This is a genomic window from Desnuesiella massiliensis, from assembly GCF_001403615.1.
Taxonomy (GTDB): domain Bacteria; phylum Bacillota; class Clostridia; order Clostridiales; family Clostridiaceae; genus Desnuesiella; species Desnuesiella massiliensis.
The window spans coordinates 1,370,305-1,388,322 of sequence record NZ_LN879457.1 but is presented as its reverse complement, the minus strand read 5'-3'; the positions used below and the strand labels follow the sequence as shown (position 1 = coordinate 1,388,322).

Annotated in this window: 24 protein-coding genes; 4 read left to right on the top strand and 20 right to left on the bottom strand. The window is 32.5% G+C overall.

Going from position 1 to position 18,018, the window contains the following annotated elements; all coding sequences use genetic code 11:
• Positions 1-12: 12 nt before the first annotated feature.
• The 13 genes from BN2665_RS24455 to BN2665_RS24405 all read right to left on the bottom strand — a co-directional run bounded on the left by BN2665_RS24455 (position 13) and on the right by BN2665_RS24405 (position 8,366).
• A complete protein-coding gene (locus tag BN2665_RS24455; RefSeq protein WP_055669702.1) occupies positions 13-237 on the bottom strand; it encodes a hypothetical protein in 225 nt (74 codons plus the stop codon).
• Between the two features lie 47 nt (positions 238-284).
• Positions 285-956, bottom strand: coding sequence for a hypothetical protein (locus BN2665_RS24450; RefSeq protein WP_195892738.1), 672 nt, complete (start codon positions 954-956; stop codon positions 285-287).
• 153 nt (positions 957-1,109) lie between these two features.
• Positions 1,110-1,589 carry a putative immunity protein gene (locus BN2665_RS24445; protein WP_055669700.1) on the bottom strand — a complete coding sequence of 160 codons (480 nt, stop codon included), beginning with the start codon at positions 1,587-1,589 and terminating at the stop codon, positions 1,110-1,112.
• A gap of 193 nt (positions 1,590-1,782) precedes the next feature.
• The gene (locus BN2665_RS27845) at positions 1,783-1,890 is read right to left on the bottom strand and encodes a terminase gpP N-terminus-related DNA-binding protein (protein WP_341452761.1); all 108 of its coding nucleotides are present in this window, start codon (positions 1,888-1,890) and stop codon (positions 1,783-1,785) included.
• 351 nt (positions 1,891-2,241) lie between these two features.
• Positions 2,242-2,970, bottom strand: a complete 729-nt coding sequence (locus BN2665_RS24440; protein ID WP_055669699.1) for a MerR family transcriptional regulator — start codon at positions 2,968-2,970, stop codon at positions 2,242-2,244.
• Positions 2,971-2,997: 27 nt separating this feature from the next.
• Positions 2,998-3,855 carry an Hsp33 family molecular chaperone HslO gene (locus tag BN2665_RS24435; protein ID WP_074042400.1) on the bottom strand — a complete coding sequence of 286 codons (858 nt, stop codon included), beginning with the start codon at positions 3,853-3,855 and terminating at the stop codon, positions 2,998-3,000.
• Positions 3,856-4,100: 245 nt separating this feature from the next.
• Positions 4,101-4,865: an ABC transporter permease gene (locus BN2665_RS24430; RefSeq protein WP_055669697.1), complete on the bottom strand. Its 765-nt coding sequence runs from the start codon at positions 4,863-4,865 to the stop codon at positions 4,101-4,103.
• Positions 4,866-5,627, bottom strand: coding sequence for an ABC transporter ATP-binding protein (locus BN2665_RS24425; RefSeq protein WP_055669696.1), 762 nt, complete (start codon positions 5,625-5,627; stop codon positions 4,866-4,868). It abuts the gene before it with no gap.
• A gap of 116 nt (positions 5,628-5,743) precedes the next feature.
• Positions 5,744-5,932, bottom strand: a complete 189-nt coding sequence (locus tag BN2665_RS26575; protein ID WP_074042399.1) for a cysteine-rich KTR domain-containing protein — start codon at positions 5,930-5,932, stop codon at positions 5,744-5,746.
• A 144-nt stretch (positions 5,933-6,076) separates the two neighbouring features.
• Entirely contained in the window at positions 6,077-6,427 is a 351-nt protein-coding gene (locus BN2665_RS24420) for a DUF1048 domain-containing protein (protein WP_055669695.1), read from the bottom strand.
• A gap of 9 nt (positions 6,428-6,436) precedes the next feature.
• Positions 6,437-6,784, bottom strand: coding sequence for a DUF1048 domain-containing protein (locus tag BN2665_RS24415; RefSeq protein WP_055669694.1), 348 nt, complete (start codon positions 6,782-6,784; stop codon positions 6,437-6,439).
• The gene (locus tag BN2665_RS24410; RefSeq protein WP_055669693.1) at positions 6,784-7,107 is read right to left on the bottom strand and encodes a PadR family transcriptional regulator; all 324 of its coding nucleotides are present in this window, start codon (positions 7,105-7,107) and stop codon (positions 6,784-6,786) included. Before BN2665_RS24410 ends, BN2665_RS24415 begins: the two co-directional genes overlap by 1 nt.
• Before the next feature lie 551 nt (positions 7,108-7,658).
• Positions 7,659-8,366, bottom strand: coding sequence for a Crp/Fnr family transcriptional regulator (locus tag BN2665_RS24405; protein ID WP_055669692.1), 708 nt, complete (start codon positions 8,364-8,366; stop codon positions 7,659-7,661).
• 116 nt (positions 8,367-8,482) lie between these two features.
• Here BN2665_RS24405 and BN2665_RS24400 point away from each other — a divergent pair, with 116 nt between their 5' ends.
• A complete protein-coding gene (locus BN2665_RS24400; RefSeq protein WP_055669691.1) occupies positions 8,483-9,154 on the top strand; it encodes a lactate utilization protein in 672 nt (223 codons plus the stop codon).
• A 654-nt stretch (positions 9,155-9,808) separates the two neighbouring features.
• On the opposite strand, the gene BN2665_RS24395 is transcribed toward BN2665_RS24400, so the two are convergent.
• The 6 genes from BN2665_RS24395 to BN2665_RS24365 form a co-directional block, all read right to left on the bottom strand.
• Entirely contained in the window at positions 9,809-10,480 is a 672-nt protein-coding gene (locus BN2665_RS24395; protein WP_055669690.1) for a methyltransferase family protein, read from the bottom strand.
• Positions 10,481-11,080: 600 nt separating this feature from the next.
• Positions 11,081-11,407 (bottom strand): DUF7716 domain-containing protein, encoded by a 327-nt coding sequence (locus BN2665_RS24385; protein ID WP_055669688.1) that lies wholly within the window; start codon positions 11,405-11,407, stop codon positions 11,081-11,083.
• Between the two features lie 342 nt (positions 11,408-11,749).
• Positions 11,750-12,355, bottom strand: coding sequence for an SMI1/KNR4 family protein (locus tag BN2665_RS24380; RefSeq protein ID WP_055669687.1), 606 nt, complete (start codon positions 12,353-12,355; stop codon positions 11,750-11,752).
• Between the two features lie 115 nt (positions 12,356-12,470).
• Entirely contained in the window at positions 12,471-12,791 is a 321-nt protein-coding gene (locus BN2665_RS24375) for a hypothetical protein (RefSeq protein WP_055669686.1), read from the bottom strand.
• Positions 12,792-12,880: 89 nt separating this feature from the next.
• Positions 12,881-13,267 (bottom strand): VOC family protein, encoded by a 387-nt coding sequence (locus tag BN2665_RS24370; RefSeq protein ID WP_055669685.1) that lies wholly within the window; start codon positions 13,265-13,267, stop codon positions 12,881-12,883.
• A gap of 311 nt (positions 13,268-13,578) precedes the next feature.
• Positions 13,579-14,040, bottom strand: a complete 462-nt coding sequence (locus BN2665_RS24365) for a GNAT family N-acetyltransferase (protein ID WP_055669684.1) — start codon at positions 14,038-14,040, stop codon at positions 13,579-13,581.
• Positions 14,041-14,198: 158 nt separating this feature from the next.
• Between BN2665_RS24365 and BN2665_RS24360 the strand changes: the two genes are divergently transcribed.
• Genes BN2665_RS24360 through BN2665_RS24350 form a run of 3 tightly spaced genes read left to right on the top strand, consistent with a single transcriptional unit; the run spans position 14,199 to position 16,778 of the window.
• Positions 14,199-14,399 (top strand): AraC family transcriptional regulator, encoded by a 201-nt coding sequence (locus BN2665_RS24360; RefSeq protein ID WP_055669683.1) that lies wholly within the window; start codon positions 14,199-14,201, stop codon positions 14,397-14,399.
• Between the two features lie 29 nt (positions 14,400-14,428).
• Positions 14,429-15,643: a sigma-70 family RNA polymerase sigma factor gene (locus BN2665_RS26785; protein ID WP_055669682.1), complete on the top strand. Its 1,215-nt coding sequence runs from the start codon at positions 14,429-14,431 to the stop codon at positions 15,641-15,643.
• Positions 15,636-16,778 (top strand): anti sigma factor C-terminal domain-containing protein, encoded by a 1,143-nt coding sequence (locus tag BN2665_RS24350; RefSeq protein WP_055669681.1) that lies wholly within the window; start codon positions 15,636-15,638, stop codon positions 16,776-16,778. The genes BN2665_RS26785 and BN2665_RS24350 overlap by 8 nt, the downstream gene beginning before the upstream one ends.
• Before the next feature lie 276 nt (positions 16,779-17,054).
• On the opposite strand, the gene BN2665_RS24345 is transcribed toward BN2665_RS24350, so the two are convergent.
• Positions 17,055-17,996: a DUF3658 domain-containing protein gene (locus tag BN2665_RS24345; protein WP_055669680.1), complete on the bottom strand. Its 942-nt coding sequence runs from the start codon at positions 17,994-17,996 to the stop codon at positions 17,055-17,057.
• Positions 17,997-18,018: the final 22 nt, after the last annotated feature.

The window sequence follows — 18,018 nt, the reverse complement described above, 5'->3', positions numbered from 1 at the left end:
ACCCTTTCTCACCTACTCAGCTATTACAATTCTCTCATTGTCATTCACCTTCACAAAATTCCTTTTAACCGCCATGTGAATTCCTTCATTAATAATCTCCTCCATAGAAGAGCTTCCTCTTGCAAAGCCAAAGAGCTTCCATACTTCTTTTATTAAATCTGGTTTTAGCAGACTAATTTGATTTTGCAGGATGTATTTTATTCCATTGGATATTTCCTCTGGGCATATGTCTTCCATGTTTCTTCTGGTTATATCATCTGCTGGAATACGGAATAATGAGTACTCTAAATGCTCCTCTGAGCTATTCCAATAGAATGTAGTATTCTTTGACTCTGTTTTATGTTCTTATGACTACTAACTTGTACAGTTGGGGCTTTAATTGTTTCTTCCTTAGATTCCTTTTCTACACCTTTCATTGCCTTCTCAATGGCTGACTTAATTTTATCAAGCTCTTTATCTTCATTCTCCCACCAATCTAAAATCCATAAAAGATGAATGTTCCAGCCTAAGGACTTTAATACATTACCTTGAAGTATGTTTCTGTCCCTTGAAGTATGTGCTGCCTTATACCTATTTCCATCGCACATTATGCCTAGTATATACTCCCCTTTTTTATCAGGGTTCACTATGGCCATATCAATTTTGTATTCCGAGCATCCAATATTGGTATGCACTTCGTAACCTAAGGTTTTGATTTTTTCTGCTATTAATCTTTCAACACCATCACTATTTGTTGAAGCAGCGGATATTCTGCTAGGCAGTGCACTTTTTCCATTCTTTGCAAACTCTAAAAAGGCTTTTAACTGCGCTACCCCTTCAGATCTAGTTTTAGATAAATCTATTTGCTCAGGTCTTAGGGTTGAAAATACCATCATTTCCTTTCTTGCACGAGAAACCGCTACATTAAGCCTTCTAGCTCCACCATCTCTGTTAAGTGGGCCAAAGTTTAGTGCCACTTTTCCTTCCTGATCTGGTCCATAGCCAATAGAAAACAATATTACATCACGTTCGTCTCCTTGAACAAAGCCGCCTTTGTTACACCAAAGCCTATTTTTTAGCCAAGGACTCCCACCTAACGAGGATGGGTGAATTATCCTTCCAAAATGTCGTTAAACACTCTTCATTAATTCTATTTGTATTTTTCTTTCTTTTTCTACTTCTTCTAAATTTTTAGGATACATTAAATTAATTAAAGTTATTGCATAATCTGAAGCTATTAAAGCATGTCTCTTCACATGGGGAATGAGAGCAACTTGCCCCATAACTCTTAATACCTTAGCTTTCACTGGGTCTTTCTCCGTACGTGCTAAATCTGGTATCATGGCAGCCGCCTGTCTAGTATCTTTATATGTGGCCTTTCCTTCTTGCCACCTTCTGTTGACGTCTATACACTCATTAATCACATCACACGGTTGCACATTGGCGAGGCTTAACACATGTTGTATTAACAGCAGACCATAACGTGAAATGTCATTTTTGCTTTTGCTTTCAAACACAGCAATAAGTTCATCTTTTAACTCAGGAATATCATCAATTTTTTTTATTATTCCTACATTGCCCATATAACTAGTCTCTTTCTTATTCTTCATAATTACACCTCTTAAATTTCTGCCTTTTTACTTAGCTTAGCTCTAAAGCTTTTTCAAAGTCCCCCTGAGCTGCACTTCTTATAATATTTTTAACCTCAAACCTAATATACCATTTAATTGCTTCGCTTCTTAATGCCAATCTTATCAGTTTCATCTGTTCAAGATGTGTTTCAGTGTAAACCCTATACCCATTTTACTTTCTTGGAACGGGAGCAATGTAACCCCATTTCTCATATAACATAACAGTGTTTGGATGTATCCCCATCATTCTAGCAATTTCAGAAGTACTATAGGTTTTCATTGAACACCTCCCTCTTTGGTTACCCAAATTGTATTTCTCATTATAGCATACTAGCTAAACCTTGGTACGATAGTGGAGGGTTTTAATATATTATTTACCTCTTAAAAATCCACTTCATAAATTATGATTAAGCTATCCACAAATTCGATTTTTGTAATTTCCTAAAAAATAAAAAATTTGATTCTCAGAGTATGTGTTACTAAAGATTAAAGTTATCCTTAGATTTTAAAATTATAATTTCCTAAAAAGTAAAAAAACACACTGATAAGCTTATCAATGTGCTCCGTTAGTACCTCGTCAATCTTTCTATATGCACTCCTATAAAAAAATGGGAGTGGGTAAAACACAGCGTTATTTAATATTTGATAATGCATCTTTGATGTATTTGTAAAGCTCTCCACTCATTCCGCTTCCTTTTGCTGCATATGGATTTTCTGAATAGTAACGTTCAGCAGAATAGATAATCCCCATATCTCCACCTGAAAAAAAATCCATACCTCTCTTCCACTTTTCTGCTAGTTCTATAACCCTTGGATTATCTACAGATGTACCATTCTCCATTTCAGATTGAATTGAAGAGATTAGTTGTCTCCAGTTTTTTGAAATTTCATCTACTTCAACATTATTAAGCTTGTTATAATGCATTTTCATCCTATTGATTTGCTCTTGAGTAAAATACTCCTTTTGGGCTTTAATCAATTCTATTGATTTAATGAACTGTTCTAAATTTGGTTTCTTCCAAGAATAGAAAACTTCCCATAACTCCTGTAACTGTTGCTTTAATTCTTCTTTCAATTTAATTTCTTGGGTTAGCCGCTCAACCTGCATCTCTATTACTTCTTTAGGATTATATTCAGGATTTTCAAAAAACTCTTTAATCTCCTCCAATGAAAAATCCAATTCCTTCAGCGACATAATTTGCTGAAGTTTTATGATATCATCTTCAGTGTATAAACGATGACTTGTATTCGTACGAAAAGTAGGACGCAAAAGTCCAATTTCATCATAATGATGAAGAGTTCTTATTGTAAGCCCTGTAAGCTTAGATAGTTCACCTACCTTCCAGGTTCTATTCTGCACTATCATCACATCCTTTCGATCTTTTATCTATTGTGTAAGGTTTCTTATTTCCTGTGGACTAAAAGAGTATTTCTTGCCGCAAACATTACATACAATCTCCATTGGCTTTTCATTTTTATATGCATCAACCAACTCTTCCTTATTTAGAGAATATAGCATAGGATAAAAGGCTTCTTTCGAGCATCCGCAAATAAATTGAACAGGATATTGTTCTACTATTTCAATATCTCTAAATAATAAGAAAGGGATTTCTTTAAAATTCTCGATTTCTCTTGATAGGATAGACTGATTTTCTGAAATAATTTCTTTGATAGTATCAATAAGATTAATAGGAGCACCGGGAAGTAGTTGAGCCATTATCCCTCTGCATAAAGTAATTTCGTTATATTCATTATATACCATATTTACTGAGAAAATCGTATCAATCTGCTCACTTTGTTTGAAATAATATGAAAAATCATCAATAATATTTCTATAGGGCATATCAGTGATGCCTGTAAAAATATTATGCATACCTAGGTCTTTCAATACTTGAATACATCCTTTATCTCCAATTAATTCTTCAACATATAAATTATTTATAGTGTCTAAAGGTGCATTTAGTAATGCATCATTGATATATCCACGGATATTTCCCATTGAATCTACATCTGCAAAAATTTTATACTTTCGATTGGTTGCATTAATCTTTATACTTACTCTCTGATTCCCTTTTAAGGTTCCTGACATTAAAGTTGCAATTGATACAGTTTCACCCAATGCAGTTTTTAAAGTCTTACTAATGTTTTTATGATTACAAATCTCTTTTATCATATCTGTATTTTCCATAAAAAAGATCCGTATTTGTTTGTTATAGGATAATGTTTTTAAAATATAGTTATTCATCTCAATTTAATGTCCTTTCCAAATTGTTTTAGTTTGATCTCAGTTTTTAAACGAATTATGTCCCAAGTTACTTCTTCATATCTTACGTAAGGTTCTAACTGGTAGTAAATAAATCATACAACCTAACGTAAGGTGAGGTGCAAGAGTTATTTTTCATTAATAAAAAATAAGTAAGTTTAAATTTCATTAAATCCTAGCGAAATCTATCACTATAGGTGAGTAACTATATTTAGTATAAAAATCGGTTATATTTTTTTATATATCCTCATTGCAAAGATATAAGCAACAACTATTATTGCTATACACCAAGCAAGGGCAATCCAGATATTATGCCCTACTGGTTGGTTTGCTAGTAAATTACGAATAGCTTCCACGATAGGTGTTACAGGTTGATTTTCTGCAAAAGCACGTACTACTGAAGGCATCGTATCTGTTGGTACAAAGGCAGAACTGATAAATGGTAAGAAGATGATTGGGTAAGAGAATGCGCCTGCGCCATCTGGTGTTTTAGCAGCAAGTCCCGCAATAATAGCAATCCAAGTCAAAGCAAGTGTAAAGATCCCAAGAATTCCAAACACCGCTAACCATTCTAAGATTCCTGCTGAAGAACGAAAACCCATTAATAATGCAACAAGTATAATCACTACTACAGAAATTCCATTTGAAATTAATGAGGTTAATACATGCCCCCATAATACTGTAGAACGAGCGATAGGCATAGAGTGAAAACGTTCAAAGATACCACGCTCTTTATCTATAAACAAACGGTAAGCTACATATGCAATGCCACTACCAATAGCCATTAACATTATACCTGGTAATAGATAATTAACATAATTTTCTGTACCTGTTTGGATTGCACCACCAAATACATAAACGAATAATAACATCATCGCAATTGGTGTGATACAAACTGTAATAATTGTATCCATACTTCTAAAAATATGACGCATAGAACGTCCAAACATAACACTCATATCTTTTAAAAAATATTTTTTTGTTGATTCCATCTATTTCTCCCCCTTATTACCTATGATTGTTAGAAATATTTCTTCTAATGTAGGTTGTTTTTCAACATATTCAACTTTTGCAGGTGGAAATAATTTTTTCAATCCTTCTAGTGTATCTACAGCAATTATTTTTCCTCCATGAAGAATAGCGATTTTATCTGCAAGTTGTTCTGCTTCCTCTAAATATTGAGTTGTTAAGAATACTGTAGTTCCTAAAGCTGATAACTCTTTTACAATCTTCCAGACTTCTAAACGTGCTTCTGGATCAAGACCTGTTGTTGGCTCATCTAGGAAAATAATCTTTGGATTTCCCACAAGACTCATTGCGATATCAATTCTTCTTTTCATACCTCCAGAGTAAGTACCCACTCTGCGGTCTGCAGCCTCTGACATTCCAAAACGATTAATTAACTCATCTGCTACTCCATTTGGATTTTTAAGATGTCTAAGTTTTGCTATCATTTGAAGATTTTCACGACCAGTCAAAATTTCATCAATAGCAGCAAACTGACCAGTAAGACTGATTGAACCTCTAATGTACCCTGGATTTTTTTCAATATCAAAACCATTTATCATAACACTCCCAGCATCTGCTTTAAGTAAAGTAGCCATGATTCTAATCATCGTTGTTTTTCCTGCTCCATTGGAACCTAGTAATGCAAAGATACATCCCTGCTCTACTTCCAAATCTACTCCTTTGAGTACTTCTACATCTTTGTAGGCTTTCTTTACCCCTTTAATTTGTATGATATTTTTTTTCATTTTCTTTTCCTCCTATACAATATAGTAACCTTACTCAAATCTGCATCTAATCCTTTCAATGCAGCTTGAGTAGTTATCATAAAAAAAAAGCCGACAACTGTGATTTCACTCACATGTTATCGGCTCTGCGTCTTAGCGTCTGGCTCTTTAATAACTGATATATTCAGTTGTTTTACATTGATTATCGTTTCCTGTTTACACTTGGGACAAAATAGTGGGAAGTTTTCAAGCACCGTATCATCACGTATCTTGACCCTTGTTTTGTTGCCACAAACCGGGCATAATATCCACTCGTATTTACACACTCTATCATCCCTTTAGTTGATGTTTTTGTTGACCACTATCATTTTAATGCCTGCAAACATCAAGCTGCTTTTCATTGTACTCCACCTTTGCGGGAGGCGCAGACCTTTCACTTCAATTGCTTTTTCTATCCCCATATCTCTCTTTTACTTTGTTTTATCCGTAACCTTTTTCATGGCCTTGTTAACTTCTTGGTCAACAGATTCTTGATAGATGTCAGCGTAAGTTTTTGAATCTTTGATTAGATCGTCGCAGAAAGCCGCTACGTCACTGCCCGTCACTTCGAGTACGCCTTTCCCCAAGGCCGCACCCTCTTCAAAAAGATCCATAATCCCCGAAAGTAAACCTATCCCGTCGGTTAGCTCAACAGGGCCGACCTTAAAGAGATATTTTTGAATCTCTTTATAAACAATCTGATAATCTTTCGGGAGCGCTTTGACACGCGCCACGTGCGCTCGCCACTCTTTTTTGCCTTCGATGATTTCTTGTATTCTCATTTTAACCTCCTATTTACCTAATTTTTTAGCGATATTATTGTTGAGTTGCTTGCGCCACTTGTCGCGAAAAGACTTTGCCCCTTCTTCGCCGACCAACGCTGAACAGAAGCCTTTGATATCGTCACCCAAAACCTCTTGTACACTCTGACCGTCCGCAGCCGTTTCTTCGAGCAGGCCAAGCACACCGTCAAGAATTGGCATGAGGTTGCGACCGGTGAAATCTGAGTGCGGCCAAAGATTAGCATTGATTTTTTCCCATGCCGCTTGATAATCAGCCGGTAGCTTTTTGGCTCGCGATTCAAAAGTTTTCAATTCTTTAGTCATGTCGCTTCCCGTAACTTTTTCCCAAAAATTCATTATTTCTTCTCCTTTAACTCGTTAATTTTTGATGATACGAATTCCCATCTTTCCCAGAACCTCCTCAGCTCCTCACGCCCCGCGTCGTTGAGCTTGAAGAACTTTCGCGGCGGTCCCATATCGGATGGCTTTTTCGTAATTTCCACCAGCTTGTTTTTCTCAAGCCGCACCAATATGGTATAGACTGTCCCGTCTACAACATCCGAAAATCCGAGGGCATTCAGCCTCCTAGTAATCTCGTAACCATATATTTCTTCATGACTGATGATTTCAAGAACACAGCCTTCTAGTACACCTTTTAACATTTCTGTAATATTTTCCAAATAGTTCACCTCTTCACTATCTAGTATTACCGATATTCAGTATTACTTACTACTACTATATAGTATCACGCAGTAGTGGTGGTGTCAATATGGTATATTTATTTTTTTGCTTTTATTTTTACCGATGAGATTTGAAATAATACTAAAAATGATAACAAACACCTTATAATATAAGTCCATGCCATACTTTTCTACACTTAAATATAATTATTTGAACATTTGTATAAAACAAAAAAAAGAGCTAGACACCATTCTTTGACCGACTCTTTTAGGACTTATTCATCATTTAATTAAATTTAGGAATTCTCTTATTTCATCTCCTTGATTAACAAGATTAGCAAAACTCCACACCCTTTTTTCTACTTCTCAAACCTTTCAAAGCTTAAAATTAGCAAAAACACAGTCTATAATCTTTAAAATAAAAGCTACTCAAAATAAAAAAAACTCCGTTACTTATGGTACGGTTCACCGTATCAGTTGCAAGTGAGGTTTTTCATTTTAATCATCTATACATCTAAAGACCTCCATTTCTTACATTAGATGCGCTACGATCATGGAATTAATGCCGATTTGCCTACATGCATCTTTATTGACTCCATCGTCACTTTCAACTTGAATTCATTTTTATAAAAATCGATTAGACCCTCTCGTTTCATACATGCAAGTTCCCTAGATAGGGCACTACGATCTACATTTAAATATTTCGCCATTGCTTCCCTATTAAAAGGAATTGATACAACTTGTGTTTCGGATTCACGACTGAGTCTAGTTAAATAAGTTAGAACCTTATCACGAATAGTTGGCATAATCAGACAATCATTTCGATCATGTAACTCTAACGCCCTCTCTGCAATACTGTCAAAAAGATTACCAAGTAATTGTTCATGCGCTATACACAACTTCGAACAACTGGCTAGCACATTTTTTATAGGAATAAAAAGAACACTAAGAGGTTCTAAAGCCTGTACCGACATAGGACATTTACGTGTACGGCTAGCTGCAGTTAAAACAGCAGTATATCCACCTGGGTAATGAAGAGATACAATAATTTCTTTACCTGTAACACTTAATTTAGTGCTTTGTGCGATGCCTTGAAGTATAATACCAATTTCATTGACTGGTTCCCCCTCACAAACAACCATTTCATCTTTATCATATTCTTTACGCGTCGCTGATAGACACACAAGCATTTTTTGAATATCATTTAGTTCAATGCCTGAAAACAGACTAGATTGAGCTAATAAATTTAATTCTTTCATAAGAAACACCCCGTTGCATATGCAACATATTTTTTTATATTTATTATAGTATACTTATAATAAACATACAATAACTTTAATTATTTTATATAACAAATCATAATGGAGGAACTAAAATGCAAAAAATAGATAATTCGATAAAAGCGAGATATAAGCTTTTGGCAACAAAAGTAATTAGAAATCTACAAAGTAGAAATTTTGAGGCTTATTACTGTGATAATGCTACAGATGCAACTAAAAAAGCACTATCACTTATCCCAGAACACTCATCAGTGTCATGGGGAGGATCTGTTACACTTAAAGACATTGGACTTATTGACCAAATCTATCAAGGTAATTTCACTACAATTGATCGTGATAAAGCAAAAACAAAAGATGAAAGATATGACTTAATGCGCCAATCACTGCTATGTGATACCTTTTTGACGAGCTTCAATGCAATAAGTGAAGATGGTATTTTGGTTAATGTAGATAGTGTAGGCAATCGAGTAGCAGCAATTACTTTTGGTCCTAAAAGTGTTATAGCTGTTATTGGGATGAATAAGGTTTGCAGTACCATTGAAAATGCTATAGATAGGGCTAGAACATATGCGGCTCCAATTAATGCTCTACGCTGTTCGACAGATCCGTTTTTAAATTCTCCTACAAAGACACCTTGTGTTATCAATGGTTCTTGTGGAAATTGTAAATCAAAGGATTGTATTTGTTCTTACGTTATTGAAACTAGAATGTGCAAAACAGAAGGAAGAATAAAAGTTATCCTGGTTGGCGAATCTCTAGGATTTTAAGCTTTAAGTAATATAAAATGCTTTTACTTTAACACATATAATTTAGGCTATGTTAAAGACTAATGTTGAAATTACGCAGCTCATATAATACCTAGGAAAACGTTCCGCTACACATATAAGACTAATGATTATTGATGTTCGCTCCAATGTTTTCTACGGTATTATATGAGCTGCTTACTTCAACAGCATTCTTAAACAGAGCCATAATTTAAAACAAGCATTCAATCTATTGGAACGGTCAGGTTGCCTTCCACTTTAAAGTTATTCTCTCTTATTATTATAAAATATTTTGTAAATACAATATTACTTGTGGTACGATATTTTAACTTATAAAAACAGCCTCAGACAAGTCATTTCAATGCCTAAGGCTAAAAACCTCATTTACTTGTGCTACGGTTCACCATATCACATGCTAAAACTATTAATAATTTTGTACTCTTACTCTAATCCTCCCGACTTTCGATTATAGACATAATAAACTATTTCCTATTAGTTTCTTGAATAAATTGTAATTCTACATATAGTTATATTATCCTTCATAATTTGTAGAAACATTTAAGAAAATCCGAGGATGCTACTCTCGGATTTCATTTACATTTTGAAAATTAAATTACTATTTATATTACTCAACCTTAAATTGGAATTTGATTATTATCACCAAATAAATGGAATTAAGCGATATCTAACCTCTCTCATATAATCCATATATCCATCTAATCCTGTTTTCAGCATATTATCCTCAAGATATGTCCGAATAACAATGACAACCCCAATAACAACAGCAGTTAATATCACATATTTTGATGGAAATATCAAAGAAATAGAAACACACCAAATCAAAATTGCCAAATATGTAGGATGTCTAATTATTGAATACGGACCTTCTTTGCATACACTTTGTTTCCTGTCGGTTTGAAGTCTTGCTGTAGATTCCAAAAAGGTATTCACTATCATTGCTCTTAATGTGAAAATTGTCGCAATAATATATAAAGCAACACCTATCCAATAGAAATTATCGAGTTGCAATGTTTCATAGCATTGCCCCGCTACAAAATATATACCAAAATACGCTAAAATCCAATATATCGTTAATAGTACTTTATCCCATATAGGAGAATCGGTATTTACCTTTCTTCTTTCATTAATTGTCGTAGAATTTGCTTTATACATAACTATTCCAGAAATTACTGCAATCAGTATGTGTAATATGAAATATATAATTTCCCGAGTTCCGTATCCCCACGATGAACCAATAAGAAATAACATTATTCCTAAAATACGTTGTACAATAACCCTTAAAATATAATTTATTGCACCTCTATCCATATGTTACACCTCATCTACAAATTACTATTTATCTAGCTTGTAATACATGAATATTCCGAAATAAAGAAATATCGTAAAATCATGAGATAGACACTGACATGTAAATTCTTTTATGCTTTCTATATAGATGCTTTATTATTAAATAATGGCTTTACTACTAATCTTGAAATGAAAATTACTATTATGTTAGTTATAATTTGGAATAGCCATTGATATAAAATATTTTCAAATGAAGTTAGATATCCCTGTGTTATATAATGAATAGGTATAAAAATTATAGGAGACCATACCAAAGAATATATATAAATCATATAACAGTTTGTAGCACTGATATACATGTCTCTTCCTATTTTAGTTTTTGAATATATATACAAGTAAGTACTAAAAATTATACACGATAATACTATTGCGATAGGAGCCTGAATTATAATTTGATTTGGTCCTTTAATCATATAATAAATTACAAATCCAAAAATTATTGAACTAAAATTCGCTAATGCAAGCATAAAGCCATGAACTATATTTTTCATACATTCCATCTCCAATCTATAAATTCAAGATTTTAGGATAATACACTTCAAATTATATCCTGTAAGAACACTATGTTGCATCAAATGTTATAAAAGCATCATTATCATAATAATATAAAAATGCCTGTAATAATTCACTTTCTGTACAGCAGTCACATTGTTGATTGGCATTATCGACAACACTTTGTATCTCCTGCATATTTAAAGAATATTTCAGATTATTGTCAATTGCAAATCTTGGTTCTTCATCTGCATCATCTTCTACATAATCAGGGTCAAGAACAGCACATTTTGAATCTAATGTCCACTTTTCACCATTTATTAAGAACAATGCATCACTCCATTTGAATTCTTCACTGTTCAATAAAACCTCTCTAAGTTTTACAATCTTATTCAAACCAATCACCTTACTTTTCGATTTAATAATCATAATAAATATGTAATACTTTACATAGCTGTTTTAATTCTCCTTAAGGAACATTATACTAAATATTACATGAATACGGAATAAAAAGTTTTTCACTAAATGTATCGAAGAATATACTTCAAAAGCGGCATAAGATTGAGCTTACACCGCTTAATAAGAAGATTGTGTAATAAATTATCTTTTTAACACCTGCTACAAATTGGAATTTGTGAGTTCAGGGTTATAAACATAATGGGAATTTTAAAACATACTTTCAATCATCTTGATAAATTTAGAATTTTCTAGTCTTAAAACAAAACTTATGTAGTTTACTTACTCGACTGTATCTTCGTTAATAAAATCTATCCCATTTTCAATTAACATTTGTAAGTAATTATCAAAACTATCTGCTATCACTTGAATTTCATCGGGGTCATGCAAAAATCTTACAACTTGCCCGTTAATTCCTTTTACGGAAGGTGAAAAATCAATAAACAATTGTGATGTGCCACCATTATTCATACAATCTGAAAAATGTAACCATTTCATGTTATTTGCGCAATCTGTAATTCTTTCATCTACTTCAACATCATCACCATATTCACGATTAACGTAGTCAGCATAGAAGTCGACTGCCTCATTCTTACTATCCAAAATCTGATTTACTGAAAGTAGATAATATGGATACTCATTAACATCAGAACCAAGAATATAAAAGGTAATTTTTTCTCCTTCATATTCCCTCCAATACGTTCCATCAACATATTCAAGAAGTTTTACTAAGGAATCTGGAACGTTAGGATATTCCTCTTTCAATTTCTTAATATCTTCTTTGCTCGCACCATGCATAACTCTTTCAAAATAATCCCAACTTTCTTTTCCAACATTATCATAGTATGCTTTTTTTAATCTATTTACATATTCTTCAATAATTTTCATTGCATCTTTCTCCTATCTCATATTAATTGATACTTGTTAAAAACAAATTTATTTTTCAAACCAACAAATTACTATTTATATTATTCAACCTTAAATTAGAATTTATCTTAATGATTTATAAAGGATAAACTTTTTTGCAATTTTCAAATTCATCACAGTCTACTTTAGAAATATATATTTCTGCTGATTTTGATAAATCATTTTCTAAAAACATTTCCTTTTTAAGTATATCAATTATAAACGGATAATCTTGTTCTGCCGATTCAGTTTTCATCCATATACCAATTGGGTTGCTTTGACCTTCTAAATAATCATAACCATTATCCAAAATTTTTTTATCTGATAATTCCTCAATTCTATCAGGTACTGTATAGCATAAATCTAAATCGGGATTTTCTAATAATTTAGGGCTTAATTTAATTATTATTGTCTCCATGTATACTTCTCCTCTTGTACAAATTACTATTTATAGTATTTAACTTTAAATTAGAATTTGTCAGCTTCGTATTATGCTTATTGGGTTTATCATATTGCAATCCACCAACACACTCCAAATTTGTCTATAACAGTCGCACAACACTTGCTCCATGGAACTTCCTGAATGGGATTAATAATAACACCGCCATTACTCAAAATATTAAAGGCATTATAAACCGATTCTTCGCTTCCCATCTCAAAAACATTAAAAGTCATAGTTTCCCATTTCATTTTGTGAACTATGTTTATGTCACAAGGGTTTGCTGCTTCGCCTAATGCTAAAAAACCTTCACCATTTACGGATAATTCACAGTGTACATAAGCAGTTTCGGTATCATTTTTCACTTCAAATGTAATTTCTGCGCCAAAGGCTTTGCAATACATTTCTGCCGCTTCAAAACTACTTTTCACATAAACCTGAGTATAATTTTTCATATTTTCCCTCCTATGCAAAATATAAATAATCCGCAGTTAAAACTGCTCGATAAATTTACTATTTATATAAATAAACCTTAAATTCATATTATTAGCCTAAGAGGTAGTTGAATATGAGAATGATTACTTTATTAAGGCTACTTTTCGCAAATACTTGTGATACGGTTCTCCGTAACAGGCATAACGTAGAATATTTCCATATTTTTAATTTATTCTAATTGTTCAAATCTATTTTTATCTGCTTAGATTTACAATAGATTAAGTATCTTTCAACTCAAAACAGATTACTTTAATTTTGACATATACCAGGTTTATCTCAACATTTTTTTCTTGTATCTAAACATTGTCAAAATATCTGAATGCTTGTACTCTTCTACTTTAACATAGCCCATTTTCTCATAGAAATGATGATTTCGATAACTTTTAAATGGGGTTATTAATTCCCACTCAGATGCTTCTGGATATACCTCTTCAATATACTTTAAAGCCATTTGTCCAATACCTAAATTTTGATATTGCGGAATAATACTAATAACCCTAAGATAAAAGTTGTTGTTTTCTCTTTGTTTAATAATTATATCTCCTATTATTTCATTATACTTAAGTATTTTATATACTCTTGCCTCTTCAATTTGTTTTAACATTGCCTGCTCTGTTTCATTGTACGCTGGACATTCTCCATACTTATTATAATCATCATAGAAGCTCTGATTTTGAACATTGATAATTTTTTTAGTATCATCTCTGTTTGCTAATTCAAAGTCTATCCTCATAGCTTCCCTCCTTAAAAGTATAAATTTTATTTTTTATATAATATTGATACATTTATATTATAAAAGTATCAAATCCAAATTCTTGATGTTTTTTATTAATTTATCTATTATAATTTATTTGAATATATCAAAACAAAACTTTTTAGAGGATGATAGATATGTATTATAAAAAAAACATCATGGATGTAATTGATTATATAAATCGCAATATAGAAAAAGATATAACTATTGAAGAGATTTCAAATGTATCAGGCTATTCTCCTTCACACTTTTATAAGTTATTTACATCCATAACAGGTTTTACAGTTAAGGAATATATAAGAAATAAAAGGCTTTATGAGGCTGCAAAAAGCTTGTAAAAACTGATAATCGCGTTATAGATATTGCAATGGATGCTAACTTTCAATCACATGAAGTATTTACAAGAGCTTTTACATCTCTCTATGGAATATCTCCTTTAAAATACCGAAAAAATCGAAATGAAATTTTCTTATATGAAAAATTTACTGAGTTTGGTACATATATTAAAGAAAAGTTCAATTACATACAAGATGATATAAATATTGATGTTAAAGTTTTAGAAGAAAAAGAAATTTATCTTGTTGGAATGGATATTAAAACTTCTGTTATTGAAATCATTGAAAAGCACACACTCCGTAATTTCTGGCAAAATGAATTTTTACCTCAGTCTCATAAAATTAAAAATAAATTTAACCCTAATAATTCAATACACTTTGAAATTACAAACCCTGAAACAGATGAGATTTATCATCTAGCATGTTTTCAAGTTTCAGCTTCAGATGTACCTTCTGGAATGATACTCAAAACTCTTCCTCCACTGAAATACGCAGTTTTCACACCTAAAAGATCGCTTAGTGCTTTAGAATATAGTTCACTAATCATTTATGCTTATGGTGAGTGGCTTCCAATTTCCGGATATGAATTAGCAGATGATTTTACATTTGATGTTTTACATCATGAAAAAATTGATGATAAAATTATTTGTACCAATATAGAGGTTTATATACCTTTTTATAGAGTTGCGCGATACTTTGTCAACTTAATCGTATATACAATGACACTGGTTAAAGAGATGGATGGAGGTGAAGGTTTGGAGGGTGACATATTTATTAAAATCTATAAAGAGTATTTCCCTTACGTTTATAGATACCTTTATGGGCTTACATTTAATCATCAGACGGCAGAGGATTTGGCACAGGAGGCCTTCGTTAAGGCCTTATGTGTTCTTCAATTCCCTAATGAAAGTATTAAGTCCTGGCTGCTGACCGTTGCCCATAACCTCTACGTCGATTATGTTAAGAAAAACAGAAGATTGGATTTCCGAGAGGATAGCCAGTTCTATCAAATAAAGGTACAGGACTTTATTGACGAACTAATACTTAAGGAAAGCACCAGGTCAGCTTTTGTATTAATTGAGCAGCTTCCCGAAAATCAGCGTCAGGTAGTGCTGTTATGCTTGGTAAATGAACTTTCATATCAGCAGGCAGGAGAGATTTTAGGCATCAGTGTTTCAGCAGTTACGAATTTAATTTACAGGGCTAGAAAAACTCTTAGAGCCTTAAGGAGGAGTATTAATGAGTAATGAGTTTCAGGAAAAACTGCAGCTATATAAAGAAGGCAAATTGACTCAAGATGAGATCACAGAAATAGAATCGGAAATCGATAAGTTCATTGCCATATCGGATTATCTTAATAACGATGAAAGGGAATTTTTAAAAGAGCTGAAGCAGCAGATGCCGGCAAGCAACGGAGAAGAAAATAGAATTGATAAACTGTTAAAACGCAGAGTAAATCTAAGGATTATAATGATAACGGCATTTTCTGCTTTTTCCGCTTTAGCAGTCTTTATCTTTATATATTTTTCAGCATCGAAGATTACTACGACCTGGTTTGGATTAGATTATAAGGAATCATACGTAAAGAGAGAAACAATGATTCAATTCGCACAGATGTTTCAACCTAAATATAAATCCTATAGAAGTGGCGTGGAAACATCACGTTTTGCACAACAAAATATCAGAGTTTACCTTGAAAATACCGTTGGAAATACTAAAATAGATGAAGCCGAAATAAGCGTCAGATATAGTTTCGGCAAACCTGTCAGATCAGGAACAACAGTAGTGCCTCCATTAATATTCGAAGATTTTCCTCATTTTGTTGCTCATGAACCTGACCCAATATCAGGTTTTAAAGTACTGGAAAATGCACCTCAAGGTACAAAGGCAAAGATATTTGTTGAGTTTAATAAAGCTTTAACATCTCAGCAGATAAAGGAACATTTTATAAATAAAATAAATAATATAGATACCGCACCTTTAGATATTACACCTATAGCAGCAATCGGTTCAAAGTTTGTATTAGCAAATCCTTCATATTACCACTTTAGTCCAGTTTTTCCATATCATAAAAATAATGCTAAACAACTCGAAGGGAACAGTTTAAAACAAAATGAATATGAGAACATGGACGATCAGGCTCATAAGGAGTCTTTAATTGGCAACCTCAATCTTATAAAGAGTAACCTAAGGCTGCTACAGGTAATGTACTATGAAGATATGTTCGAGAATATTAATATTGATGATATGATTAAACATGTTGAAAATAACGGCGCCGAATATGTTGGTATCTTTATTTCTGCAGACAGCAAAGAGCTATTAAACCTTAAAGACAATCCACTTATTCACTGTATGCGGGTTCAGAACCTAGTAATATGGTAAAGCTAATTATAATAGTCTAATTTTTGAAATAAAAAGCTTCCAATGGTATGTTACCAGGGAAGCTTCTTAGCATGTTAATAAACATCCTATCTCCAGATGTGTTGTATATGAAAACATATCATTTAAGAAACCGCAGTTACTTATAATACGGCTCTCCGTAACTACTCTAAGTTAATTATCAAGATTAAATTTCTTGGTATTCATATGGAACTTAATGGCATAGAAAAGCACCCATCCAACCAAAAATTTATAAAAAATAAACCTATATAATTTTTTCTATTTAAAAATTTTAATCTCAATAACATAAATTGGAATTTGTAAATAACTTTTACACCTTTTTAAGTACTTGCCCATATATTTCCTTCTTTTTTGTACAACCATTAATTTTCCCTCTTCTATCATCTTTTTAATTCTTTTAGCATACCACCAGTCTCCAACTCCAAGAGGATGTTTCCCTAAAATATTTCCAATAAGGCGTGCCATAACGAACTCGCCATCTGGAATTTCTTTCCTAATAAGATGATCATAGAAATCTTCTGGAACACCAATTAATTTACCATTTACAACAGCTCGCAAAGTACTTTTTTCTTCTTTTAGTTCAGCCCAATTAGATGTAAAAGATTGTATTTCACGAGAAGATAACTCTTTTTCTAAAGATAAGAATTTATAAAACTTTCCAGCATCTATTTCACTCCATGATGTATAAGATTGCATTATAGTATCTGATAGTTTCATATATTGTGGTAACTTTATAACAAATATCTTACAATTATATTCTCTCAAAATACTACATACATAATAAAATCCGCACACAGAATATGGGGAATCACTATACCATAAACGAATAGTTTCTCCTTGGGTTGCATAATTTTTCAGTCGCTCTATTTCATTTAAGTATCTTTTCCACGAATCCTCTAAATCTTCTAAAATACTATTATCATCCATTCCATTTATGGTGTACATATCAAATATAAGCTTTTTTCTATACTCACTTTCAATTGAAACATTAATATCACCAATATCCAGCATAAAAGGAATACAAATCACTTCTGAGGAATTGCCACCAACCGCCTTTCCGTCAAACATTTTTTCAAGCTCATCTTTGCTTGGTTTCTTCCCAAACCAAGTTGTTGCTCCATTTTCAAAATCAGGTTTTCGATAATTCTTTGCCACTTTCATGGCTCCGCCTTCACTCTCTCCAAACAATACTTCTATCATAAAGGTTCTCCTCCAAATTACT